Annotated in this window: 18 protein-coding genes and 1 pseudogene; 6 read left to right on the top strand and 13 right to left on the bottom strand. The window is 70.0% G+C overall.

Annotation, left to right across the window (positions count from 1 at the left end; translation table 11 throughout):
• Positions 1 to 59 precede the first annotated feature (59 nt).
• Together QIT00_RS27075 and QIT00_RS27070 are read left to right on the top strand one after the other, a co-directional pair.
• Positions 60 to 2,063: a beta-N-acetylglucosaminidase domain-containing protein gene (locus QIT00_RS27075; RefSeq protein ID WP_282538035.1), complete on the top strand. Its 2,004-nt coding sequence runs from the start codon at positions 60 to 62 to the stop codon at positions 2,061 to 2,063.
• A gap of 794 nt (positions 2,064 to 2,857) precedes the next feature.
• Entirely contained in the window at positions 2,858 to 4,486 is a 1,629-nt protein-coding gene (locus QIT00_RS27070) for a beta-N-acetylhexosaminidase (protein WP_282538034.1), read from the top strand.
• 1,076 nt (positions 4,487 to 5,562) lie between these two features.
• Here QIT00_RS27070 and QIT00_RS27065 read toward each other — a convergent pair.
• From QIT00_RS27065 to QIT00_RS27050, 4 genes are all read right to left on the bottom strand, one after another.
• A complete protein-coding gene (locus tag QIT00_RS27065) occupies positions 5,563 to 6,528 on the bottom strand; it encodes a pirin family protein (protein ID WP_282538033.1) in 966 nt (321 codons plus the stop codon).
• A 111-nt stretch (positions 6,529 to 6,639) separates the two neighbouring features.
• Entirely contained in the window at positions 6,640 to 7,854 is a 1,215-nt protein-coding gene (locus QIT00_RS27060) for a DUF418 domain-containing protein (protein WP_282538032.1), read from the bottom strand.
• A 206-nt stretch (positions 7,855 to 8,060) separates the two neighbouring features.
• On the bottom strand, positions 8,061 to 8,864 hold the full coding sequence (locus tag QIT00_RS27055) for a VOC family protein (RefSeq protein WP_282538031.1): 804 nt from the start codon (positions 8,862 to 8,864) through the stop codon (positions 8,061 to 8,063).
• Positions 8,865 to 9,164: 300 nt separating this feature from the next.
• On the bottom strand, positions 9,165 to 9,662 hold the full coding sequence (locus tag QIT00_RS27050) for a nucleoside deaminase (protein WP_282538030.1): 498 nt from the start codon (positions 9,660 to 9,662) through the stop codon (positions 9,165 to 9,167).
• A 417-nt stretch (positions 9,663 to 10,079) separates the two neighbouring features.
• On the opposite strand from QIT00_RS27050, the gene QIT00_RS27045 reads away from it, so the two are divergent.
• Positions 10,080 to 10,622, top strand: coding sequence for a hypothetical protein (locus tag QIT00_RS27045; protein ID WP_282538029.1), 543 nt, complete (start codon positions 10,080 to 10,082; stop codon positions 10,620 to 10,622).
• 45 nt (positions 10,623 to 10,667) lie between these two features.
• Here the strand turns inward: QIT00_RS27045 and QIT00_RS27040 are convergent, their stop codons facing one another.
• On the bottom strand, positions 10,668 to 11,075 hold the full coding sequence (locus tag QIT00_RS27040) for a VOC family protein (RefSeq protein WP_282538028.1): 408 nt from the start codon (positions 11,073 to 11,075) through the stop codon (positions 10,668 to 10,670).
• Between the two features lie 375 nt (positions 11,076 to 11,450).
• Between QIT00_RS27040 and QIT00_RS27035 the strand changes: the two genes are divergently transcribed.
• On the top strand, positions 11,451 to 12,437 hold the full coding sequence (locus QIT00_RS27035) for a glycoside hydrolase family 6 protein (RefSeq protein WP_282538027.1): 987 nt from the start codon (positions 11,451 to 11,453) through the stop codon (positions 12,435 to 12,437).
• 186 nt (positions 12,438 to 12,623) lie between these two features.
• On the top strand, positions 12,624 to 13,100 hold the full coding sequence (locus QIT00_RS27030; RefSeq protein ID WP_282538026.1) for a hypothetical protein: 477 nt from the start codon (positions 12,624 to 12,626) through the stop codon (positions 13,098 to 13,100).
• Positions 13,101 to 13,175: 75 nt separating this feature from the next.
• Here the strand turns inward: QIT00_RS27030 and QIT00_RS27025 are convergent, their stop codons facing one another.
• The 8 genes and pseudogenes from QIT00_RS27025 to QIT00_RS26990 all read right to left on the bottom strand — a co-directional run bounded on the left by QIT00_RS27025 (position 13,176) and on the right by QIT00_RS26990 (position 23,040).
• Complete coding sequence (locus QIT00_RS27025; RefSeq protein WP_282538025.1) at positions 13,176 to 15,722, bottom strand: sensor histidine kinase; 2,547 nt, start codon at positions 15,720 to 15,722, stop codon at positions 13,176 to 13,178.
• A 90-nt stretch (positions 15,723 to 15,812) separates the two neighbouring features.
• Positions 15,813 to 15,911, bottom strand: a pseudogene (locus QIT00_RS27020) (winged helix-turn-helix domain-containing protein); the annotation flags it as partial.
• Between the two features lie 242 nt (positions 15,912 to 16,153).
• On the bottom strand, positions 16,154 to 16,825 hold the full coding sequence (locus tag QIT00_RS27015; RefSeq protein WP_282538024.1) for a potassium-transporting ATPase subunit C: 672 nt from the start codon (positions 16,823 to 16,825) through the stop codon (positions 16,154 to 16,156).
• Positions 16,826 to 16,832: 7 nt separating this feature from the next.
• Positions 16,833 to 18,941: a potassium-transporting ATPase subunit KdpB gene (gene kdpB / locus QIT00_RS27010; protein WP_282538087.1), complete on the bottom strand. Its 2,109-nt coding sequence runs from the start codon at positions 18,939 to 18,941 to the stop codon at positions 16,833 to 16,835.
• Between the two features lie 95 nt (positions 18,942 to 19,036).
• Positions 19,037 to 20,701 (bottom strand): potassium-transporting ATPase subunit KdpA, encoded by a 1,665-nt coding sequence (kdpA, locus tag QIT00_RS27005; protein ID WP_282538023.1) that lies wholly within the window; start codon positions 20,699 to 20,701, stop codon positions 19,037 to 19,039.
• Positions 20,702 to 20,709: 8 nt separating this feature from the next.
• Entirely contained in the window at positions 20,710 to 20,799 is a 90-nt protein-coding gene (gene kdpF, locus QIT00_RS27000; RefSeq protein ID WP_282538022.1) for a K(+)-transporting ATPase subunit F, read from the bottom strand.
• Positions 20,796 to 21,098, bottom strand: a complete 303-nt coding sequence (locus QIT00_RS26995; RefSeq protein ID WP_282538021.1) for a hypothetical protein — start codon at positions 21,096 to 21,098, stop codon at positions 20,796 to 20,798. Before QIT00_RS26995 ends, kdpF begins: the two co-directional genes overlap by 4 nt.
• A gap of 100 nt (positions 21,099 to 21,198) precedes the next feature.
• Positions 21,199 to 23,040: an APC family permease gene (locus QIT00_RS26990; protein ID WP_282538020.1), complete on the bottom strand. Its 1,842-nt coding sequence runs from the start codon at positions 23,038 to 23,040 to the stop codon at positions 21,199 to 21,201.
• Between the two features lie 232 nt (positions 23,041 to 23,272).
• On the opposite strand from QIT00_RS26990, the gene QIT00_RS26985 reads away from it, so the two are divergent.
• Positions 23,273 to 23,818 (top strand): hypothetical protein, encoded by a 546-nt coding sequence (locus tag QIT00_RS26985; protein ID WP_282538019.1) that lies wholly within the window; start codon positions 23,273 to 23,275, stop codon positions 23,816 to 23,818.
• The last annotated feature ends 128 nt before the right edge of the window (positions 23,819 to 23,946 follow it).

The raw sequence follows: 23,946 nt of genomic DNA, 5'->3' as shown, positions 1-23,946 counted from the left end.
CTCCCTCAACATGGTTGGAGCAATACGACTTGGTGACCAGACCACGATGGAGAGATGCCATGGGACGAAGCAGGAACGTGACGATCGCGATAGGCGGATGCTTCGCACTCGCAAGCACCTTGGGGCTCCAGGCGCTTCCGGCCACTGCTGTGTCCGATGACGCTTCGCGTGCGACCAGTTCAGTACCGCCGGTTTCGCCGACCCCGCAGGAGCTCACTCGCACTGGTGGCGACGCCTCCGTGACCAAGAGGGTGTACGTCGTCGCCGACAAGGACACCGACCGCGCCGCTCTCGCCCGCCTCGTAAGGGAGTTGAAGGCACACGGCGCCGACCAGGTGCGCGTCGTCGCTCCTGGAAACCTCCCCGACGCAGCCGCCCGGCTGCTCACCGTACGGCTCGGCCCGGCGACGCGCCCCGACCTCAGACGGACGCTCGGGGACACCGCCGTGCCTGATCACGCCGAGGGGTACGCCCTGAGGGTCAAGCGGTCCGGATCCGGTGCGGATGTCGCCCTCGGCGGCAAGGACTCCGCCGGCCAGTTCTACGCCGTACAGACCCTCCGCCAGCTGTTCAGCCGCACGGGGGGCGACCACTGGAAGGTGTCGGGCGTAGAGGTCAGCGACTTCCCGTCGATGCCGCTCCGGGGCACGGTCGAGGGCTTCTACGGGCAGCCCTGGACGCATGCCGAGCGCCTCGACCAGATGGACTTCTACGGAGACGTCAAGGCCAACACGTACATCTACGCGCCCAAGGACGACCCCTACCACCGGGGCAAGTGGCGCGAGCCCTACCCCTCGGACAAGCTGGCAGAACTCGGCGAGTTGGTGGACCGAGCGACGGCTAACCACGTGCGCTTCACCTTCGCGGTGTCCCCCGGCGAGTCGATCTGCTACTCCGATCCCGACGACCGCAAGGCCCTCAAGACCAAGCTCCAAGCTCTGTACGACCTGGGCACCCGCGACTTCTCCATCCCGCTCGACGACATCAACTACACCAGCTGGAACTGCGAGGGCGATCGGACGGCGTACGGCGAACCCGGTCGCGAGACGGCCGCCAAGGCTCAGGTCGACCTGCTCAACGACGTGCAGCGCGACTTCATCGCCACTCGTGACGGCACCCGGCCGCTGCAGATGGTGCCCACCGAGTACGGCGACCTGACTGACACGGCCTACAAGAAGACCCTGCGCGACACCCTGGATCCGGCGGTCGAGGTGATGTGGACCGGTACGGCCGTCGTCCCTCCGGAGATCACCAATGACGACGCGGAAAAGGTGTCGCAGCTCTTCGGCCGCAAGGTCTTCGTCTGGGACAACTACCCCGTCAACGACTTCGGCAACACCAGCGGCCGGCTGCTGCTCGCCCCGTACGACAAGCGTGAGGCCGGCCTCTCGGAACACCTCACCGACATCGTCGCCAACCCGATGAACCAGCCGTACGCCAGCAAGGTCGCCGTATTCGGGGCGGCGGACTTCACCTGGAACGACCGGGCGTACGACGCCCGGAAGAGTTGGCCGCAGGCCATGTCCTACCTCGCGGGCGGTGACCGCGAAGCGACCGAGGCCCTCCTCGTCTTCGCCGACCTGCAGCACATGGCCCCGACCTTCGGCTCCACACCCTGGCAGCCGCAGGCCCCCGAACTGGCCCAGCGCGTAACGGAGTTCTGGAAGGCCTGGGACGAGGGGAACCACACCGAGGCACTCAAGAGGCTTCGCGCCTACGCCACCGCCATCGAAGGTGCCCCGGACACCATCCGTGGCGGAGCAGTGCAACAGGGGTTCGCCGTCGACGCCGCGCCCTGGCTGGACGCCACCGAGCTGTGGGGCAAGGCAACGGTGAAGATGGTCGACGCGCTCGCGGCACGGCAGGACGGCGACGAGGAGGCCGCGGACCGACTCCTTGCCGAGTCCGCCGACCTGCGGCAACGGGCCGAATCCGTGCGAGTCGATCCGCCGCGCAACTCATGGGGCAAGGTCCAGCCCAAGATCGGCGACGGCGTGCTGGACACGTTCCTGGACAAGGCCGCAAAGGCCGCCGGCGGCGAGGCAGAGGCAGCGATGCAGTAAGCCTCCGTGTGCTGATGGACGAGGCCTGTGCGCTGCCCAGATAGTCAGCGCACAGGCGCGCCAGGACCGCAGATCACGCCGGTACTGGAGCCGGCATCCCGGATTGCGCCGCTACCGGCGCCGGGATGAGCGGTCCCGTACCGGACTGGTGCCAGATGGTCATCGGGATTGAGTGGACGCTGTTCAGTGGAAGCTGTTCACCGGCGCCGGCCAGCGGAACCAGACTGAGCGCACCGGCTGCTGTAGACGGTCTGAAGGTGCCGGCTTTGGTCGACCGACAGCGCCTGGGACCGGCACCAGCCGCAGCATGTCGGCGAGTTCATCACCGTCGCGCAAAGCAAGCTCCGCGTAACGCTGGATCTCTTCGCGCAAGCTCTCGCAGTGAGCAAGAGGAAGGCTGCTGGCCGTAGCCCTGGTCGGTTACGGCTTCGTCGTAAGCTGTCGATGTCGGCCTCGGGGAGGACATCGATCTTGAGCAGGCGCTTGTAGCCCGGACATCACCTACGCTCTGTTCCGCGAAGCCCCGCCGATGGAGTACGGCCTCCTGCGGCCGGCCACCGGGAACACCCCGAAGGTGCGCGCGTTCGTCCGGACCTCCTCGAAGCGACCGGCCTGGAGCGCCCGCGATCTGACGCCTCCACACCCGCACTCACACCTGGAGGCCCGACGGCCACACCCTTGCGGCCTCTCTTCCGGTCTGCTCAAATCACGACACACGTCTAGACCACTGCTTTTCAGTCCCGTAGGCATTCCTTGATCGTGCCCAGGCTGTCGTCAACGTGGAGGAGCCCACCGTGCTCAACAGGAGATCGGCCATGGCGGCCGGAGTGCTCGCCGGATCAGCCCTGTTCGCCGGGTCGGGATCCCGAACGTGGGCCGCCGACGCGGGCATCGCAGCCACTGCCACCACTGTTCCCCCGACGATCCCTGCCGTACGCAACTTCGCTCCGGGAGATACGGCAACGGCGTGGCGACCGGTGCGCGCCACCCGTGTCGTCCTGAGGCCGGAGACCGCCCGGGAACTGCGAAGCGAAGCCCAAGCCTTGGCGGCCGAACTGGTCCAGGAAGGCCACCTCCCCCGCGAGCCGCAGATCGTCGTATCGTCGGCGTTCGCACCCCATGACGTTGTGCTCGGCCTCGGGCCAGTGGACGGCTCCACCTCTCCCGAGGCGTACCGCATCGACACCAACCGGGGGCTCGTGATCACAGGCCGCTCCGCCGCGGGCGTCTTCTACGGCACTCGCACCCTGCTCCAGATACTGCGACAGCGCCGTGCGGTGAACGGCCGGATCACCGACTGGCCGGAATACGCACAGCGCGGCCTCATGGTCGACGTCGGCCGCAAGCACTTCAGCCCCGGATGGCTCGAGGGCAAAATCCGTGAGCTCGCCTGGCTCAAACTCAACGTCCTGCATCTGCATCTGAGTGACAGTCTCGGCTTCCGGATCGAGAGCGAGTCTCATCCCGAGATCGTGACCCGGCCCGCACTGACCAAGGATCAGGTACGCCGACTGATCGCTCTGGCCGAGCGCAATCACGTGACGATCGTCCCCGAGATCGACTCGCCCGGGCACATGGTGGCAATTCTCGAAGCGCATCCCGAGCTGCAGCTCGTGCGTAAGGACGGCACCCGCGACGTCGGAAACCTCGATTACAGCAAGCCCGCGGCCCGCGCGCTCATGGCGGATCTGATCGGTGAGTACGCCGACCTCTTCCCGGGGCCCTGGTTCCACCTCGGCGGCGACGAGTACTTCGGATACCCCTGGGATTCCAAAAGGATCACCGGCGAGAACGCTCCTCAACTCCTCGACTACGCACGTGAGGAGGCAGGTCCGGACGCGACGCTCCTGGACGGCTTCAACACGTACATGAACGGCCTGGTCGATCAGCTCGCGAGCCAGAACAAGCGCGCCAAGATGTGGAACGACCACGTGGTCCCCGGTCAGGGCCTCGTCGAAATCGACCCCCGCGTGCAGGTCGAGGTCTGGATCCGCTGGAACACCGACGAACCGACGGTCGAGGACTACATCCGGGCCGGATATGACGTGGTCAACGGTCACGGCGACCACCTGTACTTCATTCTCGCCCCGGAGCAGCAGCACGAGACCGGCAAAAAATCCGCGCAAGGCGTCTACGACCTGTGGAACCCACGCTCCTTCATGCACACTCCCACGGTTGACATGCAGTTGGCCGACGACGCCCCCATGTCCGGCGCCCACCTGTCCATTTGGTGCGACAACCCCGGTTTCCAGACGGAACAACAAGTGTCGGACAGCGTCCGCCCCTGGCTACGGTCCTTCTCCCAGCAGATGTGGGGATCGACCAAATCCGCCCCCACGTATGCCGAATTCACGCCACTGATCACCTCGGTCGGAGACGCCCCAGCCGGGACTGACAGCCGGTCCGGCCCTGGCAGACACTGATCGGCGGAAACCGCAGAGACGTCACCCAACTCCTGCCCCTGCCGGGCGAGGTCCAGGCCGTGGCCACTTGGCCGGCCCAACGCTCAAGCCCTGAAATCTACTCGCCTCGCCCGCCACTCGTGTCGGACCTTCAAGCGGCGAGGCGGTCCGCGGCCAAGCGGGCGTAGAGGGCCGCGCCGTGCGGCACATACCGCCCACAACCGTCACGACGGCCACTCCGCCGGCCAAGAGGTGCGCCGGCCGAAGGAACGCAGCACTGGATACTGGACGTACGGGGCCTGGCATGGGCGTCCCAAAAGAGCACTTTCATGGCCGTTTTGGGACGACGACCGGGTGGGCTCGACATCGCGGCAATGCGGTGGCTCAGACAGCGACCGCGATCGTCGGTCCGAGGCGGACCTCCCTGGCGGAGCTACGCCGCTGGGTGGAAGCGTGCGGCTGTCACTGCGCGGGCCAGTCCGGCCCTTCCCGCGTGTGCGATCCAATGACTTGGACGGCCGTCGATAGGGACTCTTCGGCAGTACCCAGGTCCGCCCGCTGCCGCCACTCCTCACTTGGGAGTCTCAGGGTAGAGCAGGCCCCACGGGGCAGCCGATCCGCGTGGAATTCCGGCCAAGCTGAGGCTGGAACCGAGTCGTCATCACCACCGGAACCAGGCCACCGCAGGGCTGGCCTCGGCGGGCGGTGCAGTTGCGAACGCGCGGTCATTTACGGGTCTTGTTCACTCTCTGCAAGATCCAAGATCACAGGTTCGATCGGCTCCCACTCGCCTTCGCCCCTTCTCGGCGATCCGAACACCATCGGCAACGAAATGCCCGCCAGTCAGGCGGGAGGCCTCGCGCGCACAACGAACCGCCATCGACCCTGCATACTCGCAGGAGCTGATTACGCGTCAGTAGAGTCAGCATTGGGTCAGCATTAGGTTTGCCTTACCCGGTCTTACAAGGGTTCACCTTGTCACGCCCCGCCCTCCCCCGACCGATCTCGAACCACGGTGGAGAAGCAGGACGTGACCATCAATCTGCGAAGCTCAGGCCACAGGCGCGAACTCGTCTCGCACACGATGAAACCCCAGCTCAGCGCACCCGACCCCGTGGTTTCAGCGGTACTGCGGGGAGTTCCGGGGCGGGTAGTGAAGCCCCGTTGTAGCCCTTCACCTCACCGAAGCGATCACCGTCCATCCAGTCCGAACGGGCCTGCGCGATCTCCTCGTTGGAGCGCCCGATGAAGTTCCACCACATCACGATCTCCTCCGCGAACGGCTCGCCGCCGAGGAGCATCAGGCCCGCGTTCGACTCCGCGCGCAGCGGGAGTTCCGTACGGCCGCAGCCGAGGTAGAGCATCGAGCCGGGGAGGACCGGGACGTCGTCCACGTGGACCTCGCCGGACATCGAGAGGATCGCGTACTCGAAGTCGGGTTCCAGGGGGAGTTGGACGTTCGCGCCTGCCGTCAGGGCGAGGTCGGCGCCGACGATCGGGGTGTACGTCGTGCCGGGGGAGGTCGCGCCGTCGATCGAGCCGAGGATCACCGTGGCCGTGAGGCCGGGGGCTGTCGCCCGGGGCAGGGTGGCGTGGTGTTCGAAGTGGGCGTCGACGTGGCGGTGGCGGTCCGGCAGGGCGACCCAGAGCTGGGCGCCGTGCAGGTAGCGGGGGTGGGGCACCGGGGACTGTTCGGAGTGGCTGATGGCGCTGCCGGAGGTCATGAGGCCCAGCTCGCGCGGGCGTACCGTCGCGCGGCTGCCGAGGGAGTCCTGGTGCAGGACCTCGCCCTCGTGCAGCCAGCTGACGGTCTGCAGCCCCTGGTGCGGGTGGGGCGGGACCTGCATGCCGGGCTCGGAGGCGATGTCGTCGGGGCCGTAGTGGTCGACGAAGCACCAGGCGCCGACCATGCGGCGGCCCAAGTTGGGGAGCAGTCGGCGGACTTCGGTGGACTCGCCGAGCTGGACGTGGCGCGGGTTGAGGAGTTCACGTACCGGCTCGGCGACGACGAAGCCTCGCCCACCGCAGACGGACAGGGAGGCCTGACGGTCTAGGTTGCTCATGCCGGACAACCTAGCTGAGAGGGGTACAACCGGACATGGCTCGGCGGGACCCCGTACCCCGCTCGGGGGTGTCGTACGGCATGCACAGAGCCCGTACGACACCCCGTACGGTCACCGGCTCAGCGCTCGCTTCTGGAGCGTCTCCAACGGGCCCTGCCGGAAGCGGCGCAGCCACAGCGCTGCTCCGGCCATCAGGGTGAGCGAGACCGCCGCCCACAGGCCCATCACCCACCAGGGGCCGGTGTCCGCGAGGCGGCTGGCGAGGCCGAGGCCGAAGCCGTACGCGAGGAGGACGCAGAGCAGGTTCTGCAGTACGTAGCCGGAGAGGGCGCAGCGGCCGAGGGCGGTGAGGCCGTGAGTGAGGGGGCCGGGGTGGCGGACGCGGTCGAAGAGGGCGCCGATCAGGCCGATGTAGCCGATCGCGACGGCGGGGGCGGCGACGTAGCGGCCGATCAGGAACCAGTCCGGGCCCGCGAGGGACACAGCCGCGTTCAGGGGCAGTCCGATCGTCAGGCCCCAGACGGCCATGCGGGTGCGCAGGGCTCGGCCGGTGGTGTTCTGGGCGAAGGCGCCCGCGCGGTGGAGGCGGACGCCGAGGAGGAAGAGGCACACCAGCAGGCCGAAGGAGAGCACCGGTTCGATGCGCAGGGCCGCCATGTTGCGCAGGCGGAACAGGACTTGGTCGAGGTAGCTGCCGTCCGCGTAGAGGGCGATCGCGTCGTCGGCGCCGCTTCCGTCGGCCTCGGGCGCGGTGGCGAGGACGAACGTGAGCAGGCCGATCACGGTGAGGTGGAGGCCTGCGGCCGTCCACATCACGCGGCGCCGGAAGCGGTCGCTTCGGTTCAGCAGCCGGGCTACGAGGTACGCGGTCACCGCGTACCCCATGAGTACGTCCCAGGCGAAGATGAGGATGAAGTGCAGCAGACCTTCACCGAAGAGGAACAGGGCTCGGCGGTCGTAGCGGCCCGGCCACTTCAGGCCCTTGCGCAGCGCCGAGTCGTACTGGATGGCCAGGCCGACGCCGAAGAGGACGGTCAGCAGGGACAGGAACTTGCCGTCGGCCAGGAAGCGGAAGACGCTCTCCGCGGTGTTGCCCGGTGTCGGGTCGTCGAGCAGGGTGTGCAGGCTCGCCCCGGCGGCCCCGTTGAGGAAGCCGACCTCGGCACCCGGACCGGTGAAGATCCAGACGTTGGTCATCAGGGTGCCGATGATCGCCACGCCGCGCAGCACGTCGAGGAGTGGGAGGCGGCCCGCGCGGGCGGGCGGCGGAGTGCGAGGACTTGCCGCCGCCGAGGGGCTCGTCGTGTCCGGCTCGACGTGCGGCATCAGCGTCTCCTCTACGGTTCGGTTTCCCTGCGGTCCTCCCATCGTGGTCGGTGGGGGCGCCGGGATCGTCGTGAGCAGTGAGGAGAACGGGGGTGTACGCGGTACATCCTTCGGTGTAGCCGGGACCTGGCCCGAGGGGGGACGGCGGTCGGGGTGTCACTCACGGCCGCGTGAGTGACACCCCGATGTGCGGAGGCGGTGCGAAGTCAGCTCGGCGGCTCCGCCAGCTCCGGCATGTCGCCTTCCGTCGTCGTCGGGTCGATCACGGCGAAGGCCGCGCCCTGCTGGTCGGCGACCGCGGCGAAACGGCCGAAGGGCGTGGTCATCGGGCCGAAGAACGCCTGGCCGCCGAGGCGTTGGATGGTGGCGACGGCCGCGTCGCAGTCCTCCACACCGAAGTACACGCTGATGTACGGCGGTACGTCGGCCGGAATGTCATCGCCCATCTTGAAGCGGCCGATCACCGGCTGCCCGGCGACCTCCCAGATCCGGAAGTCCATCTGCTCGTCCACGATCTGCTTCTCGCCGAAGCCGAAGACCGCCGGGAAGAACGCGTCCGCCTTGGCCACGTCGCGGGTGTTGACCTCGGCCCAGCAGAAGGAGCCGGGCTCGCCCGTCTTCGCGAAGCCTTCGTGGTTGCCGGCCTGCCACACGCTGAAGTGCACCCCGCTGGGGTCCTGGGCGGTGACCATCGTGCCGAAGTCGCCCACGGCCATCGGCTGCATCACCAGCTTGCCGCCGTTGGCGGTGATCTTCTCCGCCGTGGCGGCGACGTCGGAGGAGGCGAAGTAGAAGTTCCAGGCCGCGGGCTGCCCGGTCATCTCGGGCAGCTGCGGTACGACGGCGGCGACCGCCTTGCCGTCCGCGTACGCCTGGGTGTATCCGCCGAACTCGGGCGAGCCCTCGTCGAAGGTCCAGCCGAGCAGCTCGCCGTAGAACTCCTGGGCGGCGCCGACGTCGGGAAACATGGCATCCACCCAGCAGGGTGCGCCGTCCGCGAATGCGGTCATAGTGTCCAGCCCTTTCCCGCCCCCGGCCTTGTGTACCTGTCCCTGTCACCGTAGGCGGCGTGGGGGCGAGGCGCACGGTGGATGGAGGTGCCGCCCGGCCCTCAGCCGGTGGCCTCCGGTGCTGTGGCGGTCAGCCGGTGCGGTCAGCCAGGGCCTCCGGTGCTGTCAGCCAGGGGCCTCCGATGCTGTGGCGGTCAGCCGGTGCGGTTAGCCAGGGCCTCCGGTGCTGTCAGCCAGGGGCCTCCGGTTCTGTGGCGGTCAGCCGGTGCTGTCAGCCAGGGGCCTCCGGTTCTGTGGCGGTCAGCCGGTGCCGGGCGGCCCTGCCGCCCCGGTGTGCAGGCGGCGGTGCAGTTCCCTGACCTCTTCCACCAGCTCGGGGACCGGTCCCTCGACCCGTACGTCCGGGGCGATGTCGTTGATCGGCAACGGCCGTACGGGCGCGGCCGGGACGCCCAACTCGGTGAGCCAGTCGCCGAGTTGGGCGGATGAGGCGACGTACACGATGCGGCCGAGGCCGACCCAGGCGTGGGCGGCGGAGCACATCGGGCAGTGCTCGCCGGAGGTGTACACGGTGGCGGCGGCGCGCTCCCGCGGGCTCAGGTGTCCGGCGGCCCAGCGCGCGAGGGCGAACTCGGGGTGCTGGGTGTGGTCGCCGCCCGCCACGCGGTTGCGGTCCTCGGCGAGGGTCTTGCCCTCGGCGTTCACGAGCACGGAGCCGAAGGGCTCGTCCCCGGCGTCGAGCGCTTCCGCGGCCAGCTCCACGCAGCGGCGCAGATACGGCAGTTCGGCGGCTTCCATCCTTCGTCCTTCCTACGTTGGGCGGGCCGTTGGCCTTTGGTGATCGTAACGCCGGGGTCTACGAGCAGCCCTCCCGCGCGGACGCCCTGAGACCGTGACGGTCCCCCGGCCAGGGGCGACGAGACCGACGAGCATCCGGGCGACGGTGGTCTCTCCCCCCAACGGACCCCGGGTCGAGGCGCTCCTCCTCGCCCTCACCACGCTCGACGAGACCCGCGCGACACCGCCGAGGTGGAAACGTCCCGGCAACTGACGGCGCCGCGCGCGCAGTTGCCGGGGAGGCGGGAGCAGCAGGGGGTGAGAGGACCCGCCGGGAGAGCGGGGCCGGGCCCGGCGGCCCGGGGGCGCCGAGGTGCACGAACGCCCCGGCGGGAGGAGTCTGGGTGCATCAGCCCCGCACCGCACCTGGGGGGCGTCATGCCGAACTGGAACTCCCCACCCCCACCCCCGGACCGGGGCACGCCCCGCGGTGGACCGCGGTGGGGTCAGCCGCCCCCGCCGAAGCGTTCCGGTACGGGACGGGTCCGGGCCCTGCTCCGCGTCCTGCTCCGCGTCCTGCTCGGCATCGCAGCCGTGGTGATCGCCATCGGGGTGATCGCGGTCGTCACCGGCGACGGTGGGGATCACAGGTCTCCCCGCACCCCACCCCGACAGGAACAACCGACTCCCGCGGTCACCGGCCCGCGCGCCGACGTGGAGATCACGAGCTGCACCGTCCCGGACGACCCCCGCCTGCCGACCGCCGAGCTGCGGATCACGAACCACAGCGCGAAGCCGTCCGACTACTTCATCGACATCGAGTTCGTGGACCCCGGCGGCGAACGCGTCGACGAGGGCTTCGTCTCCACGCACCACCTCGCCCCCGGCCAGGTCGCCCGCGAGACCGCCACGGGCTTCGAGGAGGCGGACGGCCCGGTGAAGTGCCGGATCACCGACGTCTCACGGCACGCGTCGGACTAAGTCGAAACAACCCCCGACCGCCAGGCGCAGGCGGCACCGGCGCCGTCAGCCCTCCACGGCGGCCGGGTCCATCCACACGACCTCCCACGTGTGCCCGTCCAGGTCGTCGAAGGCGCGGCCGTACATGAAGCCGTGGTCCTGGGTCTCCCCCGTGACCCGGCCGCCTGCCGCGACGGCCTTCTCGACCAGTTCGTCGACCTTCTCGCGGCTCTCGGCGCTCAGGGCGAGCAGCACCTCGCTGGAGGTGGTCGAGTCCACGATCTGCTTCTTGGTGAACTCGGCGTACTTCTCCGGCGTGTGGAGCATGACGACGATGGTGTCGCTGAGCGGGATCGAGGCGGTGGTCTCGTCGCTGAACTGGGCGTTGATCTCGTAGCCCAGGGCGGTGAAGAACTTCCTGGCGGCGCCGAGGTCGCCGGTGGCCAGGTTCACGAAGATCATCTGCTGGTACATGACGGGGTCTCCCTCGCAGTCAACGGTTTCAGGACGGTAGACCGGGATCCCGGACCGAACTCATCGGCGGCCGCCCGGAGTCCGTGAGCGTGTCGTTGGGCCGGCCGGTGGGCTGGGCGGTCGGACGGGTCAAGGCGTGGAAGGCATGAGGTGTCACGTCACCCCCAGCCACGAGGGAGCACCTTCATGCGCACCTGCCCCTGCCCCTGCCCCTGCCCCTGCCCCTGCCCCGGACATCACCAGGCACCCCCTCGGCCAGGGCGCGGTGGCGGAGCTGGACAGCGTTCACACGTGGACGATCGTCTGCGTGCCCGGGGCACTGACGGCAGTCGATGGGAGCGCTCCCAGAGAGCGCTTCCGAAGAAGGGATGAACCATGCGGGCCTCCCGCCGAGCCGGGCTCGTCGCCGCCGTCACGACCCTCCTCCCCTGCCTGCTCACCCCGCTCGCGGCAGCTGAGCCGGAGCCCGCGGCGGCCCAGGGCTCGCCGGTCGAGCGGACCAGCGGGTTCTACGTCGACCCGGACTCCACCGCCGCCGCCTGGGTGGCGGCCAACCCGGACGACAGCAAGGCCGCCGCCATCGACACCGGGATCGCGCGGCGGCCCAGCGCCCGATGGTTCGGCAACTGGAGCGGCACCATCTCCACCGCCGTCTCCGCGTACGTGGGAGCGGCCGACGCCGCCGACAAGCTGCCGGTGCTGGTCGCGTACAACATCCCCGGCCGTGACGCCTGCGGCGGCCACTCGGGCGGTGGCGCCGGCACCCCGCAGGCGTACCGCACCTGGATCAGGTCGTTCGCCGCGGCCATCGGCGACCGCCCCGCACTCGTCGTCGTCGAGCCCGACTCCCTGGGCGACTACAGCTGCCTGACGCAGAAACAGATCGACGAGCGCAACGCCATGCTCAGGTACGCCCTCGACCGGTTCGCCGCCTCGGCACCCCGCACCTGGACCTATCTCGACGCGGGCAACCCCGGCTGGCTGGACCCGGTGACCATCGCCGGACACCTGAACGGCGCCGGCGCCACCCGGGCCCACGGCTTCTCCCTGAACGTCTCCAACTACTTCTCCACCAGCGAGAACACGAAGTACGGCGACTCCGTCAACGCGGCGCTCTCCGCGTACGGATACACCAAGCCGTACGTCGTCGACACCAGCCGCAACGGCAACGGGTCCGACGGCGAGTGGTGCAACCCGCCGGGGCGCAGGACCGGCACCCCGAGCCGGACCGGCGGCCGTGCCGAGATGCTGCTCTGGGTCAAGCTGCCGGGCGAGTCCGACGGCGACTGCGGCGTCGGCACCGGCTCCACGGCGGGCCAGTTCCTGCCGAAGGTCGCGTACGACATGGTTGACGGGAACTGACCCGACTGGGCGGGGAGTTGGGGCTTCGCGGGATGGAGTGCGTGGCTCCGCGGCCGCGCTCCGCGGGCTGTCGACTCGTTCCGTGTCCGCCCCTACACTGCGGTGCGTCCCCCGCCGGGGCTCCTGGCGTACGGCGCGGGGCGGGCGGCGCCACCCGCGGTGGGCGATGGCGTGGGCAGGGGGCCGATGGACGATCTGCAGGACAGTCTCCGCAACGGCCTCTACTGGTGTCTGGCGTTCTCGGTGATCCTGCTGCCGGTGGGATTCGCGAGCGGGTTGTGGGTCTGGGTCACCCTCGCCTACGCGGCGATCATCTTCGTCAGCGTGCTCGTGGGCGTGGTCCTCGCCCTCGACGGCCGGGTGCTGGCGGTGGCGGTCTTCCTGCTGTGGCTGCTCGCGCTGGGTGTCGGGGTCAGCCTGGTCGCCTTCGGGGTGCACGCCATCGTGACGTTCGAGCCGTACTGCACTCCGTCCGAGACGACCGACTGCCGCCTGCTCCTGAACGGGCGGGACGTGGGCGAGGCGAGCGTGGCCGACCAGCGCAGGAGCATGGTCGTGGACTCGTTGCTGCCGATCGGGGGCGGGGCGGTGATCGCGATCGGCGCGCTGGCCTTCGGAATCACGCGCCTGCGCGACCGCGCCTCACGGCGCGGGTATTTCTAAGGCCCGACCTCCGGGCGGACGACGGGACTTCGCGAACGACGGGACTCGCGGGCGACGGGACTCTACAGACGCGATCTAGGACGTGACCGTCGGCGGAAGGTCCGGGCTCGTTCTCGCTCGGCTCGGGCCGGCGCGCAGGGTGAGGACCATCGTCAGGCCTCCGCCGGGCGTGTCCTCGGCCGTCAGCGTGCCGCCCATCGCTTCGGTGAAGCCGCGGGCGACCGCGAGGCCGAGGCCCACCCCGGCGCCGCGCGGCACGTCGCCGTAGCGCTGGAAGGGCTCGAAGATGCGGTCCTTGGCGTCGTCCGGGACGCCGGAGCCGCGGTCCACGACGCGCACCTCGACCCGGTCGGCCATCGTGCTGGCGGAGACCAGGACGGCCCGGCCCTCGGGGCTGTACTTCACCGCGTTCTCCACCACGTTGGCGACGGCGCGTTCGAGCAGGCCCCGGTCCGCCGAGATCATGGGGAGGGTCTCGGGGATGTCGAGGTGCACGCTGTCCTCGGGTACGCCGCCGAGCGCCATCGGCACCACCTCGTCGAGGTCGGTCTCGCGGATCAGGGGTGTGACGGTGCCGGTCTGCAGGCGGGACATGTCGAGCAGGTTGCCGACCAGGTGGTCGAGCCGGTCGGCGCCGTCCTCGATCCCTTCGAGCAGCTCGGCGCGGTCCTCCTCCGACCACTCCACGTCGTCCGAACGCAGCGAGGACACGGACGCCTTGATGCCGGCGAGCGGGGTGCGCAGGTCGTGCGAGACGGCGGCGAGCAGCGCGGTGCGGATGCGGTTGTCCACGGCCATGGTGCGGGCCTGTTCGGCCTGGTCCTTGAGGCGGCGGCGGTCGAGGACCACGGCTGCCTGGGCGGCGAACGCGGCGAGGACTCGGCGGTCCTCGGCGGGGAGCACCCTGCCGGTGAGGGCAAGCGACAGGTCGTCGCCGACGGGTACGTCCACATCGGCGTCCTCGGGCCGGGCGGGCGGCTCGCCGCTGCCGACGCGGGCCGTGCACGTCCACGGGTCGACATCGCCGGCGCGTTCCAGAAGTGCGGCGGACTCCATGCTGAACGTCTCGCGGACGCGTTCGAGCAGGGCGTCGAGGCCGGTGTCGCCGCGCAGGACGCTGCCGGCCAGGAAGGAGAGGATCTCGGACTCGGCGCGCAGCCGGGCCGCCTCCTCGGTGCGCCGGGCGGCGCGGTCGACGACCGAGGCGACGGCGACGGCTACGCCCACGAAGATGGCGATGGCGACGACGTTCTGCGCGTCCGAGACGGTCAGCGTGTGCACCGGCGGGGTGAAGTACCAGTTGATCAGCAGGGAGCTGACGACCGCGCAGCCGAGGGCAGGCCAGCGGCCGCCGAGCAGGGCGGCGCCGACCGTCAGGCCGAGGAACAGCAGCATGTCGTTGGCCAGGCCCACGTCCGGAAGGACACTGGTCAGCAGGTAGGCGAGGAGGGCCGGGCCGGCGACTCCGGTCAGCCAGCCGGCCAGGATCCGGCCCCGGCCGAGCCGCGCCGAGCGGGCCACCGGAAGGGCGCGGCCCTGGCCCACGGCGTCGTGGGTGACCAGGTGGACATCGAGGTCGGGGCCCGAGTCGCGGGCCACGGTCGCGCTGACGCCGGGGCCGAAGACGTACTGCCAGGGCTTGCGGCGGGAGACGCCGAGGACGATCTGGGTGGCGTTGACGCCGCGCGCGAACTCCAGGAGTGCGGTGGGGATGTCGTCGCCGATGACGTGGTGGAAGGTGCCGCCGAGGTCGTCGGTCAGGGTGCGCTGGACGACGAGTTCCTTGGGGGACGCGTTGCTCAGGCCGTCGCTGCGGGCGATGTACACGGCGAGCAGCTCGCCGCCCGCGCCCTTCTCGGCGAGCCGGGCGGCGCGGCGGATGAGCGTACGGCCCTCCGGGCCACCGGTGAGGCCGACGACGATGCGTTCGCGGGATCCCCAGATCGTGGAGACGCTGTGCTCGGAGCGGTACTGGTTGAGGTACTCGTCCACCCGGTCGGCGGTCCAGAGCAGCGCCAACTCCCGCAGGGCGGTGAGGTTTCCGGGCCGGAAGTAGTTGGACAGGGCCGCGTCGATCTTGTCGGGTTTGTAGATGTTGCCGTGGGCCATGCGGCGGCGCAGGGCCTGTGGTGACATGTCGACGAGTTCGATCTGGTCCGCGCGGCGTACGACCTCGTCGGGGACGGTCTCCCGCTGCCGTATCCCGGTGATCGACTCGACGACGTCGCCCAGTGATTCGAGGTGCTGGATGTTGACCGTCGAGACGACGTCGATGCCCGCGGCCAGGAGTTCCTCGACGTCCTGCCAGCGCTTGGCGTTGCGGGAGCCGGGGACGTTGGTGTGCGCGAGTTCGTCGACGAGGGCGACCGCGGGACCGCGCTCCAGTACGGCGTCCACGTTCATCTCCGTGAAGACCGAGCCCCGGTACTCCAGTTCGCTGTGCGCGACCTGTTCCAGACCGTGCAGCATCACCTCGGTGCGCGGCCGGTCGTGTGTGGCCACGAAGGCGACCACGCAGTCCGTGCCGCGTTCGACGCGGCGGTGCCCCTCGGAGAGCATCGCGTAGGTCTTGCCGACGCCCGGCGCCGCGCCGAGGTAGATCCTGAACTTGCCGCGTCCCATGGCTCCGGTTCCTCTTGCCCTCGTCCGTGTCGTCGTCGTACGCGCCGTCGTACGCGTCGTCGTACGCGTCGTCGTACGCGTCGTCCTCGTCTACTGCTCGAAGCGGTACCCCATTCCCGGTTCCGTGATCAGGTGGTGGGGGTGGGAGGGGTCGGCTTCCAGTTTGCGCCTCAGCTGGGCCATCAGGGTCTCCAGGAAGAACTCGTTCGTACTGAACGTGCCTGAAGGTTGATCGCGAGTGCCCGTACGGGCTGCGGATCGTCCTCCACCACCAGCACCCGCGTCATCGGTGCGGCCTTCCTTGTCGTCGGTGCGGTCGGTGTCGTAGCCAGGGCCCGTCTCCCCTGGTTCGCGGCAGCGGGAGGCGGCGGGCCCTGGCCTGGTCCGGCCCGGGGTGGCCCGCCGGATCCCGCTGCTCGCGCCCGCTTCCATCAGCTCCTCGCCGTCAGTTCCTTGAGCGCGATGTTGAGCTGGAGGACGTTGACGCGGGGCTCGCCCATGAAGCCGAGGGAGCGCCCCTCGGTGTGCTGGTCGACCAGTTCGCGGACCCGCTGGACGTCCAGGTGGTTCCGCTCCGCGATGCGGTGCGCCTGGAGGTCGGCGTAGCGCGGGGAGATGTGCGGGTCGAGGCCGGAGCCGGAGGAGGTGACCGCGTCGGCGGGCACGTCGGAGGGCTTGACCGTGAAGTCGGCGGTGGAGTTGTCCCGTACGACCGCCGCCTTGGCGTCCTTCACCCACTGGAGCAGTTCGCTGTTGTCCCCGGCGCGGTTGGTGGCGCCGGACAGGATCAGCTTGTACTGGGTGTTGACGCTGTTCTCGCCCAGGCCGTTGGAGGGGCGCGGCTGGAACCACCTGAGGTCGGGGGCGGGGGTCTCCTCGCCCTTCCTCAGGGGCAAGTCGTAGCGCTGGCCGATGAGTTCGGAGCCGACGACCCGGCCGGTGGAGTCCTTGATCTCGGAGCCGTTGGCCCGGTCGGGGAACAGGGCCTGGGCGACGCCGGTCACCGCGAGCGGGTAGAGGACGCCGCACAGCACGGTGAGGACGATCAGGGCGCGCAGCCCTGCCCCGATCAACCGGGCGGTGTTCACTGCGGAGTTGTTCATGACCAGGTCACCCAATGCCGGGGAGGAGGGAGAGGAGCATGTCGATGATCTTGATGCCGATGAACGGGGCGACGAGCCCGCCGAGTCCGTAGACGCCGAGGTTGCGGCGCAGCATCCGGTCCGCGCTCATCGGCCGGTACCGCACGCCCTTCAGCGCGAGGGGCACCAGGGCGACGATGACGAGCGCGTTGAACACGACCGCGGAGAGGATCGCGGACTCGGGCGAGGACAGGCCCATGATGTTGAGCTTGTCGAGCGACGGGTAGGCCACCGCGAACATCGCCGGGATGATCGCGAAGTACTTCGCCACGTCGTTGGCGATCGAGAAGGTCGTCAACGCGCCCCGGGTGATGAGGAGTTGCTTGCCGATCTCGACGATCTCGATGAGCTTGGTCGGGTTGGAGTCGAGGTCGACCATGTTGCCGGCCTCCTTCGCGGCCGACGTACCGGTGTTCATGGCCACGCCTACGTCCGCCTGCGCGAGCGCGGGGGCGTCGTTCGTGCCGTCGCCGGTCATCGCGACGAGCTTGCCGCCCGCCTGCTCGCGCCGGATCAGCGCCATCTTGTCCTCGGGGGTGGCCTCCGCGAGGAAGTCGTCGACGCCTGCCTCCTCGGCGATCGCCCTGGCGGTCAGCGGGTTGTCGCCGGTGATCATGACGGTCTTGATGCCCATGCGGCGCAGCTCCTCGAACCGCTCCCGCATGCCGTCCTTGACGACGTCCTTGAGGTGGATGACGCCCAGCACCCGCGCACCGTCGACGTCGTCGACCGCGACGAGCAGGGGCGTGCCGCCGGCCTGCGCGATCGTGTCGGTGAGCCGCTGTGCCTCGTCCGAGGCGTTCCCGCCGCGCTCCTCGACCCAGGCGACGATCGATCCGGTCGCGCCCTTGCGGATCATGCGGCCGTCCACGTCCACGCCCGACATCCGGGTCTGGGCGGTGAACCCGATCCAGCCGGCGTGCTCCAGTTCGCCCTGACGGCGCTCGCGAAGGCCGTACTTCTCCTTGGCGAGTACGACGACGGAGCGGCCCTCGGGGGTCTCGTCCGCGAGGGAGGAGAGCTGGGCGGCGTCCGCGAGTTCGGCGGCCGGGACTCCGCGTACGGGGACGAACTCGGCGGCCTGGCGGTTGCCCAGGGTGATGGTGCCGGTCTTGTCGAGCAGCAGCGTCGAGACGTCGCCCGCGGCTTCGACCGCCCTGCCGGACATGGCCAGGACGTTCCGCTGGACCAGGCGGTCCATGCCCGCGATGCCGATCGCCGAGAGCAGCGCACCGATCGTCGTCGGGATGAGGCAGACAAGGAGGGCGGTGAGGACGATGAGCGAGGTCTGGCCGTCGGCGCCCGCGTAGATCGCGAACGGCTTCAGGGTGACGACGGCGAGCAGGAAGACGATCGTCAGGGACGCCAGGAGGATGTTGAGGGCGATCTCGTTGGGCGTCTTCTGCCGGGCCGCGCCCTCGACCAGGTTGATCATGCGGTCGATGAAGGTCTCCCCCGGCTTCGTCGTGATCTTGACGACGATCCGGTCCGAGAGCACCTTCGTGCCGCCGGTCACGGCACTGCGGTCGCCGCCCGACTCCCGGATGACGGGGGCCGATTCGCCGGTGATGGCGGACTCGTCGACGGAGGCCACGCCCTCGACGACATCACCGTCGCCGGGGATGATGTCGCCCGCCTCGCAGACGACGAGGTCGCCGATGCGCAGGTCGGTGCCGGGGACGCGTTCCTCGTTCGGGCCGACCACGCGACGGGCCACCGTGTCGGTCTTGGCCTTGCGCAGGGTGTCGGCCTGGGCCTTGCCGCGGCCCTCGGCCACCGCCTCCGCCAGATTCGCGAAGAGTGTGGTGAGCCAGAGCCACGCGGTGATGGCCCAGCCGAACCAGTCGCCCGGGTCCAGGACGGCAAGCACGGTGGTGACGACCGAGCCCACCAGGACCACGAACATCACGGGCGACTTGACCATGACCCGCGGGTCCAGTTTGCGGATCGCGTCGGGCAGCGACTTGACGAGCTGGGACGGATCGAAGAGCCCCGCCCCCACCTTGCCGGCGTCCTGCTGGTGACCGGTGGGCACGTCGCTGTGCGGGGACCGGGTCGGGGTGGTGGCTGTGGGCATGACGTCCTGCTCGGTCGGATCCTGCTGCTTGACGGGGGTGGTGGGGGTGGTGGGCGTGGTGGGGGTGGTGGGCGTGGTGGGGGTGCCGGGGGTGGTCATGCCGCCAGTCCTTCCGCGAGCGGGCCGAGGGCCAGTGCCGGGAAGTACGTCAGGCCGGTGACGATCAGGACGGTGCCGACCACGAGGCCGGTGAACAGCGGCTTCTCGGTACGCAGGGTGCCCGCGGTGGCCGGGATCGGCCGCTGCTCGGCCAGCGAACCGGCCAGGGCGAGCACGAACACCATCGGCAGGAAGCGGCCGAGCAGCATCGCGATACCGATGGTGCTGTTGAACCACTGCGTGTCGGCGTTCAGACCGGCGAAGGCGGAGCCGTTGTTGTTGGCGCCCGAGGTGTAGGCGTACAGGATCTCGGAGAAGCCGTGCGCGCCCGAGTTGGTCATCGAGTCGGCCGGGGTGTCCAGGGCCATCGCGGCAGCGGTGAAGCCGAGCACGAGCGCCGGGGTGATCAGGATGTAGCAGGCGGCGAACTTGATCTCGCGGGTGCCGATCTTCTTACCCAGGTACTCCGGCGTACGCCCGACCATCAGTCCGGCGATGAACACCGCCACGATCGCCATGATCAGCATGCCGTAGAGGCCGGAGCCGACCCCGCCGGGCGCGATCTCGCCGAGCTGCATGCCGAGCAGGTTGAGGCCGCCGCCGAACCCGGTGTTGGAGGAGTGAAAGGAGTTCACCGCACCGGTCGAGGTGAGCGTGGTCGCCACCGAGAAGATCGCCGAGGCGCCGATGCCGAAGCGGGTCTCCTTGCCCTCCATGGCGCCGCCCGCGGCCTCGAACGCCGGTCCCCTGCCCGCGAATTCGGTCCACAGCATCAGGGCGGTGAAGGCGATCCAGATGACGGCCATCGTGCCGAGGATCGCGTAGCCCTGCCTGACCGATCCGACCATCTTGCCGAAGGTCCGGGTCAGCGTGAACGGGATCAGCAGGATCAGGAAGACCTCGAAGAGGTTGGAGAACGGGTTCGGGTTCTCGAAGGGGTGCGCGGAGTTGGCGTTGAAGTAGCCGCCGCCGTTGGTCCCCAGCTCCTTGATGACCTCCTGCGAGGCGACCGCCCCGCCGTTCCACTGCTGCGATCCGCCCACGAACTGACCGACCTCGTGGATGCCGGCGAAGTTCTGGATCGCCCCGCAGGCGACGAGGACGAGCGCGCCCAGCACCGCGATAGGCACCAGGATCCGTACGACTCCCCGCACCAAGTCGGCCCAGAAGTTGCCGAGTTCACCGGTGCGGGTCCTGGCGAAGCCGCGTACGAGGGCGACCGCGACCGCCATGCCGACGGCGGCGGAGACGAAGTTCTGCACCGCGAGGCCGCCGGTCTGCACGACGTGGCCCATGGCCTGCTCGCCGGAGTACGACTGCCAGTTGGTGTTGGCGACGAAGGAGGCGGCGGTGTTGAAGGCCTGGTCCGGGTCGATCGACGCGAAGCCGAGCGAACCCGGCAGCATGCCCTGCGACCGCTGCAGCAGGTAGAGGAAGAGCACGCCGACGCCGGAGAAGGCGAGGACGCCGCGCAGGTACGCGGGCCAGCGCATCTCGGCGCTCGGGTTGGCGCCGATGGCCCGGTAGATCCACTTCTCGACCCGCAGGTGCCGGTCGGAGGAGTAGACCCTGGCCATGTGGTCGCCGAGGGGGCGGTGGGCGAGCGCCAGGGCCGCTATGAGCGCGAGCAGCTGGAGCACGCCGGCAAGTTCGGGACTCATGTCCGGCTTCAGAACCTCTCCGGATCGATGAGGGCGAGTACGAGGTAGCCGAGAAGGGAGACGGCCACGATGAGGCCGACGATGTTTTCGGTGGTCACAGCTTTGCCACCCCCTTGGCGACAAGGGCCACCAGCGCGAACACCGCGACCGTGGTGACGACGAAGGCCACGTCGGCCATCGCAAACTCCTGAGGTGAAGTGAAGGGATGTACGGGTCGCTCCGGCGAGCGGCTCCTTCGACGGGCCACGCCGACTACCGCCCCGACGAGCCGTTCCGGCGGCCCGGTCGACGAGTCGTTCGACGAGCTCCGTCGTAGAGGAAACCTCCTGCAACAGGCACGGACGACCCCCGTTGACGCCTCCCATACGGCTCGGCGGCCCCTCTTGACGAGGCTCATACGAGTCCCCGTCCGCCCTTGACGCCGCCCATACGCGGCCGTGTCCATTCCGTTGCTGACCTGCGCAAAGGCCACGGAACCCGGGAAGGTCGCGGGGGCGTCAGGCGAGCCGGAGGCGGAGGCGGCAGATCGCCGCGTCCGTCTCCCGCCGCACGGCGTGGGCGACGACCGCGCCCCGCTGGTTCTGCAGGATCCGCTGCCAGAGGTGGGCCGGCTCCGCCTCCGGGATGAGCACGGTGACCCGGGTGCCCGGGTGGTGGGCGTGCACCTCCCGCACGTACGCGGCCACGGGGCGCCCCACGGTGCGGTGGGCGGACCTGAGCTCCACCAGGTCTACGCCCGGGTTCCACAGCTCCCAGTCGCGGAGCAGCGCGACCGCGGCCTCCCGGTCCTCGGGCTCGTCGTACGTCACGGTCACGGCGCGCACCTCGTCCCCGAGCGAGACCGCCGCGTTCAGCGCCTCACGGGTCAGCTTCGACAGGCCGCCCACCGGCACGACCACCAACGAGCGGTCGCTGTACGGGGGTTCGGGCACGCGGCCGATGCCGAGCCGCTCGCCGATGTCCGCGTAGGCGCGGTGGACGGTCTCGAAGGCGAGCACGAGCAGCGGCAGCGCGACCACGATCAGCCAGGCGCCCTCGTGGAACTTGGTGGCGGTCACGACGATCGCGCTGACGCCGGTGAGCAGGGCGCCGAGGCCGTTGAGCACCGCTTTGGCCGCCCACCGCGGGCCGCGCTCGCGCTGCCAGTGCAGCACCATGCCGGTCTGGGCGACGGTGAAGCCGACGAAGACGCCGATCGCGAAGAGCGGCACGAGGGTGTTGGTGTCGCCGCCGGAGAACACCAGCAGTGCGGCCGACACGGCGGCGAGCGCGAGCACACCGTGCCGGTGCACCTGCCGGTCGGCCTTCAGGGCGAAGACGTGCGGCAGGTAGTTGTCCCCGGCGAGCAGCTTGAGCAGGACCGGCAGGCCGCCGAAGGAGGTGTTCGCGGACAGCGCGAGCAGGATCGTCGTCGCGAACTGGACCACGTAGAAAGCCCAGTTGTGGCCGAGCGAGGCGTCCGCGAGCTGCGCGAGGACGGTGACGCCCTCGACCGGTCGCAGGCCGAAGCGGGAGATCAGCACCGACAGGCCGACCAGCATCAGGCCGAGCAGTACGCCGAGCGCGATCTCCGCGTGCTGCGCGCGCCGGGCACGCGGCCGCCGGAACTGGGGCACGGCGTTGGCGATGGCCTCGACGCCGGTCAGCGCGGAGCAGCCGGACGCGAAGGCCTTCAGGAGGAGCAGCGCACCCACCGTGGTGGCGTTGCCGGCGAGCGCTGCGGCCTGGCCATCGGCGGCCGCCGTCGACACCGGGCCGTCCCGGAACAGGCCCACGGCGACCAGCGCGAGGATCGCGACGACGAACACGGCGGTGGGAGCGATGAACACCTTCGCGGACTGGACGATGCCGCGCAGGTTCACCGCGGTGACGAGCACGAGGACACCGAGGCAGAGGACCAGCCGGTCGCCGTACAGCTCAGGGAAGGCGGAGGTCAGCGCGGCGACTCCCGCGGTGACGGCGACCGCGACGTTCAGCACGTAGTCCAGTACGAGCGAGGCGGCGGCGACCAGGCTCGTGCGCCGCCCCAGGTGCCGCTTCGCCACGGCGTAGGAGCCGCCGCCGTCCGGGAACGCGGCGATCACCTGGCGGTAGGAGGCGACCAGGACGGCGAGCAGACCGGCGATGGCGAGCGTCACGGGAAGTGTGAAGCCGAGGCCTGCCCCGCCCGCGGCGGCGAGCACGAGCACGATCGCCTCCGGCCCGTACGCCACGGAGGCCATCGCGTCGAGGGAGAGAGCGGCGAGACCGGTCAGGGCGGTCAGCCGGTGCCGTTCGCCGCTGTCCGGCGGTTCCTCCGCGGCGGGGGTGGTGCCGGACTGGGCAGTCAGGACGGACATCTGGCGCACTCCTTCAAGGGCCCGCGAGGGCCGTTCATGGTCGGGTGCGGTCAGGTTCGCGCCGCTCCCGGCCACCGGAGCGGGCCCCTGACGGGTCCTTCATGGCGCGGTCCTGATTTCTTACGTGCCCCTGACGGGCGCGGGCGGGGAGCCGTCAGAGTCATGTCAGTACGACGTCAGCGAGCCGCCAAACGTGTCGGCGGCGACCGCCCGTCTCCCTAGCCTCGGTCCCATGGGACGCCGCACCGAAGAGTCCACGGACCACCCGCCCACCGCCAACCACCGTGTCCACGACCCCCATTGGGCTGCCGAGCTCCGCGACGCCGCCCTCTGCGCCGGCGTCCTCCTTGCCCTGCTGACGGTCGCCGACACGGCCGCGGGACGGCTCACCCTCCCCCGGACCGCGCTGTGGACCGGCCTCGGCGTACTGCTCTTCGTCGTACTGCTGCCGCCCCGGGTCACGGCGGGGCCGGGCTGGGTGGCCACCCGGGGCCTGCTGCGGAAGCGGGTGGTGCGCACCGACGCCCTGGTCTCCGTCCGCTGGGTGGACGGCGTCTCGCGCCGACTGCTGCTCCGTGACGCGCACGGCGCGCGGCTGGAACTCGACCCGGACGTGCTGATCCGCGACCCCGAACTCTGGCGTCTCTTCGAGCAGGGCACCCGCCTCTCCACCGACCGTGGCCTGCTGCTCTGCGGCAGGACGGCGGTGGAGCAGCTGTCCCGGCGGATCGATGGGGAGACGGTGCGGACGGTGTTCCGGATCTCCGGACTGCGGTAGGCGGGCGCTGATACGGGTGCGGGGTGGGTCAGGCGTCGAGTTCGCCGGACAGGTTGCTGCGGGTGTGGCCGCGTTCGCGCAGGACGGCGATGGCGATGACGAGGGCGGCGACGAGGAGGGAGAGCAGG

Origin of the sequence: Streptomyces luteolus, from assembly GCF_029968015.1 — a bacterium.
Taxonomy (GTDB): domain Bacteria; phylum Actinomycetota; class Actinomycetes; order Streptomycetales; family Streptomycetaceae; genus Streptomyces; species Streptomyces luteolus.
Note: the sequence above shows the minus strand (reverse complement) of the source record. Positions and strands in the feature narration are given on the sequence as shown.

Coding starts and splice junctions, on each gene's coding strand:
- QIT00_RS27075 (WP_282538035.1), top strand. CDS start 60: ATGGGACGAAGCAGGAACGTGACGATCGCGATAGGCGGATGCTTCGCA.
- QIT00_RS27065 (WP_282538033.1), bottom strand. CDS start 6,528: ATGAGCAACCTAGACCGTCAGGCCTCCCTGTCCGTCTGCGGTGGGCGA.
- QIT00_RS27060 (WP_282538032.1), bottom strand. CDS start 7,854: ATGCCGCACGTCGAGCCGGACACGACGAGCCCCTCGGCGGCGGCAAGT.
- QIT00_RS27055 (WP_282538031.1), bottom strand. CDS start 8,864: ATGACCGCATTCGCGGACGGCGCACCCTGCTGGGTGGATGCCATGTTT.
- QIT00_RS27050 (WP_282538030.1), bottom strand. CDS start 9,662: ATGGAAGCCGCCGAACTGCCGTATCTGCGCCGCTGCGTGGAGCTGGCC.
- QIT00_RS27045 (WP_282538029.1), top strand. CDS start 10,080: ATGCCGAACTGGAACTCCCCACCCCCACCCCCGGACCGGGGCACGCCC.
- QIT00_RS27040 (WP_282538028.1), bottom strand. CDS start 11,075: ATGTACCAGCAGATGATCTTCGTGAACCTGGCCACCGGCGACCTCGGC.
- QIT00_RS27035 (WP_282538027.1), top strand. CDS start 11,451: ATGCGGGCCTCCCGCCGAGCCGGGCTCGTCGCCGCCGTCACGACCCTC.
- QIT00_RS27030 (WP_282538026.1), top strand. CDS start 12,624: ATGGACGATCTGCAGGACAGTCTCCGCAACGGCCTCTACTGGTGTCTG.
- QIT00_RS27025 (WP_282538025.1), bottom strand. CDS start 15,722: ATGGGACGCGGCAAGTTCAGGATCTACCTCGGCGCGGCGCCGGGCGTC.
- QIT00_RS27015 (WP_282538024.1), bottom strand. CDS start 16,825: ATGAACAACTCCGCAGTGAACACCGCCCGGTTGATCGGGGCAGGGCTG.
- kdpB (WP_282538087.1), bottom strand. CDS start 18,941: ATGCCCACAGCCACCACCCCGACCCGGTCCCCGCACAGCGACGTGCCC.
- kdpA (WP_282538023.1), bottom strand. CDS start 20,701: ATGAGTCCCGAACTTGCCGGCGTGCTCCAGCTGCTCGCGCTCATAGCG.
- QIT00_RS26995 (WP_282538021.1), bottom strand. CDS start 21,098: ATGAGCCTCGTCAAGAGGGGCCGCCGAGCCGTATGGGAGGCGTCAACG.
- QIT00_RS26990 (WP_282538020.1), bottom strand. CDS start 23,040: ATGTCCGTCCTGACTGCCCAGTCCGGCACCACCCCCGCCGCGGAGGAA.
- QIT00_RS26985 (WP_282538019.1), top strand. CDS start 23,273: ATGGGACGCCGCACCGAAGAGTCCACGGACCACCCGCCCACCGCCAAC.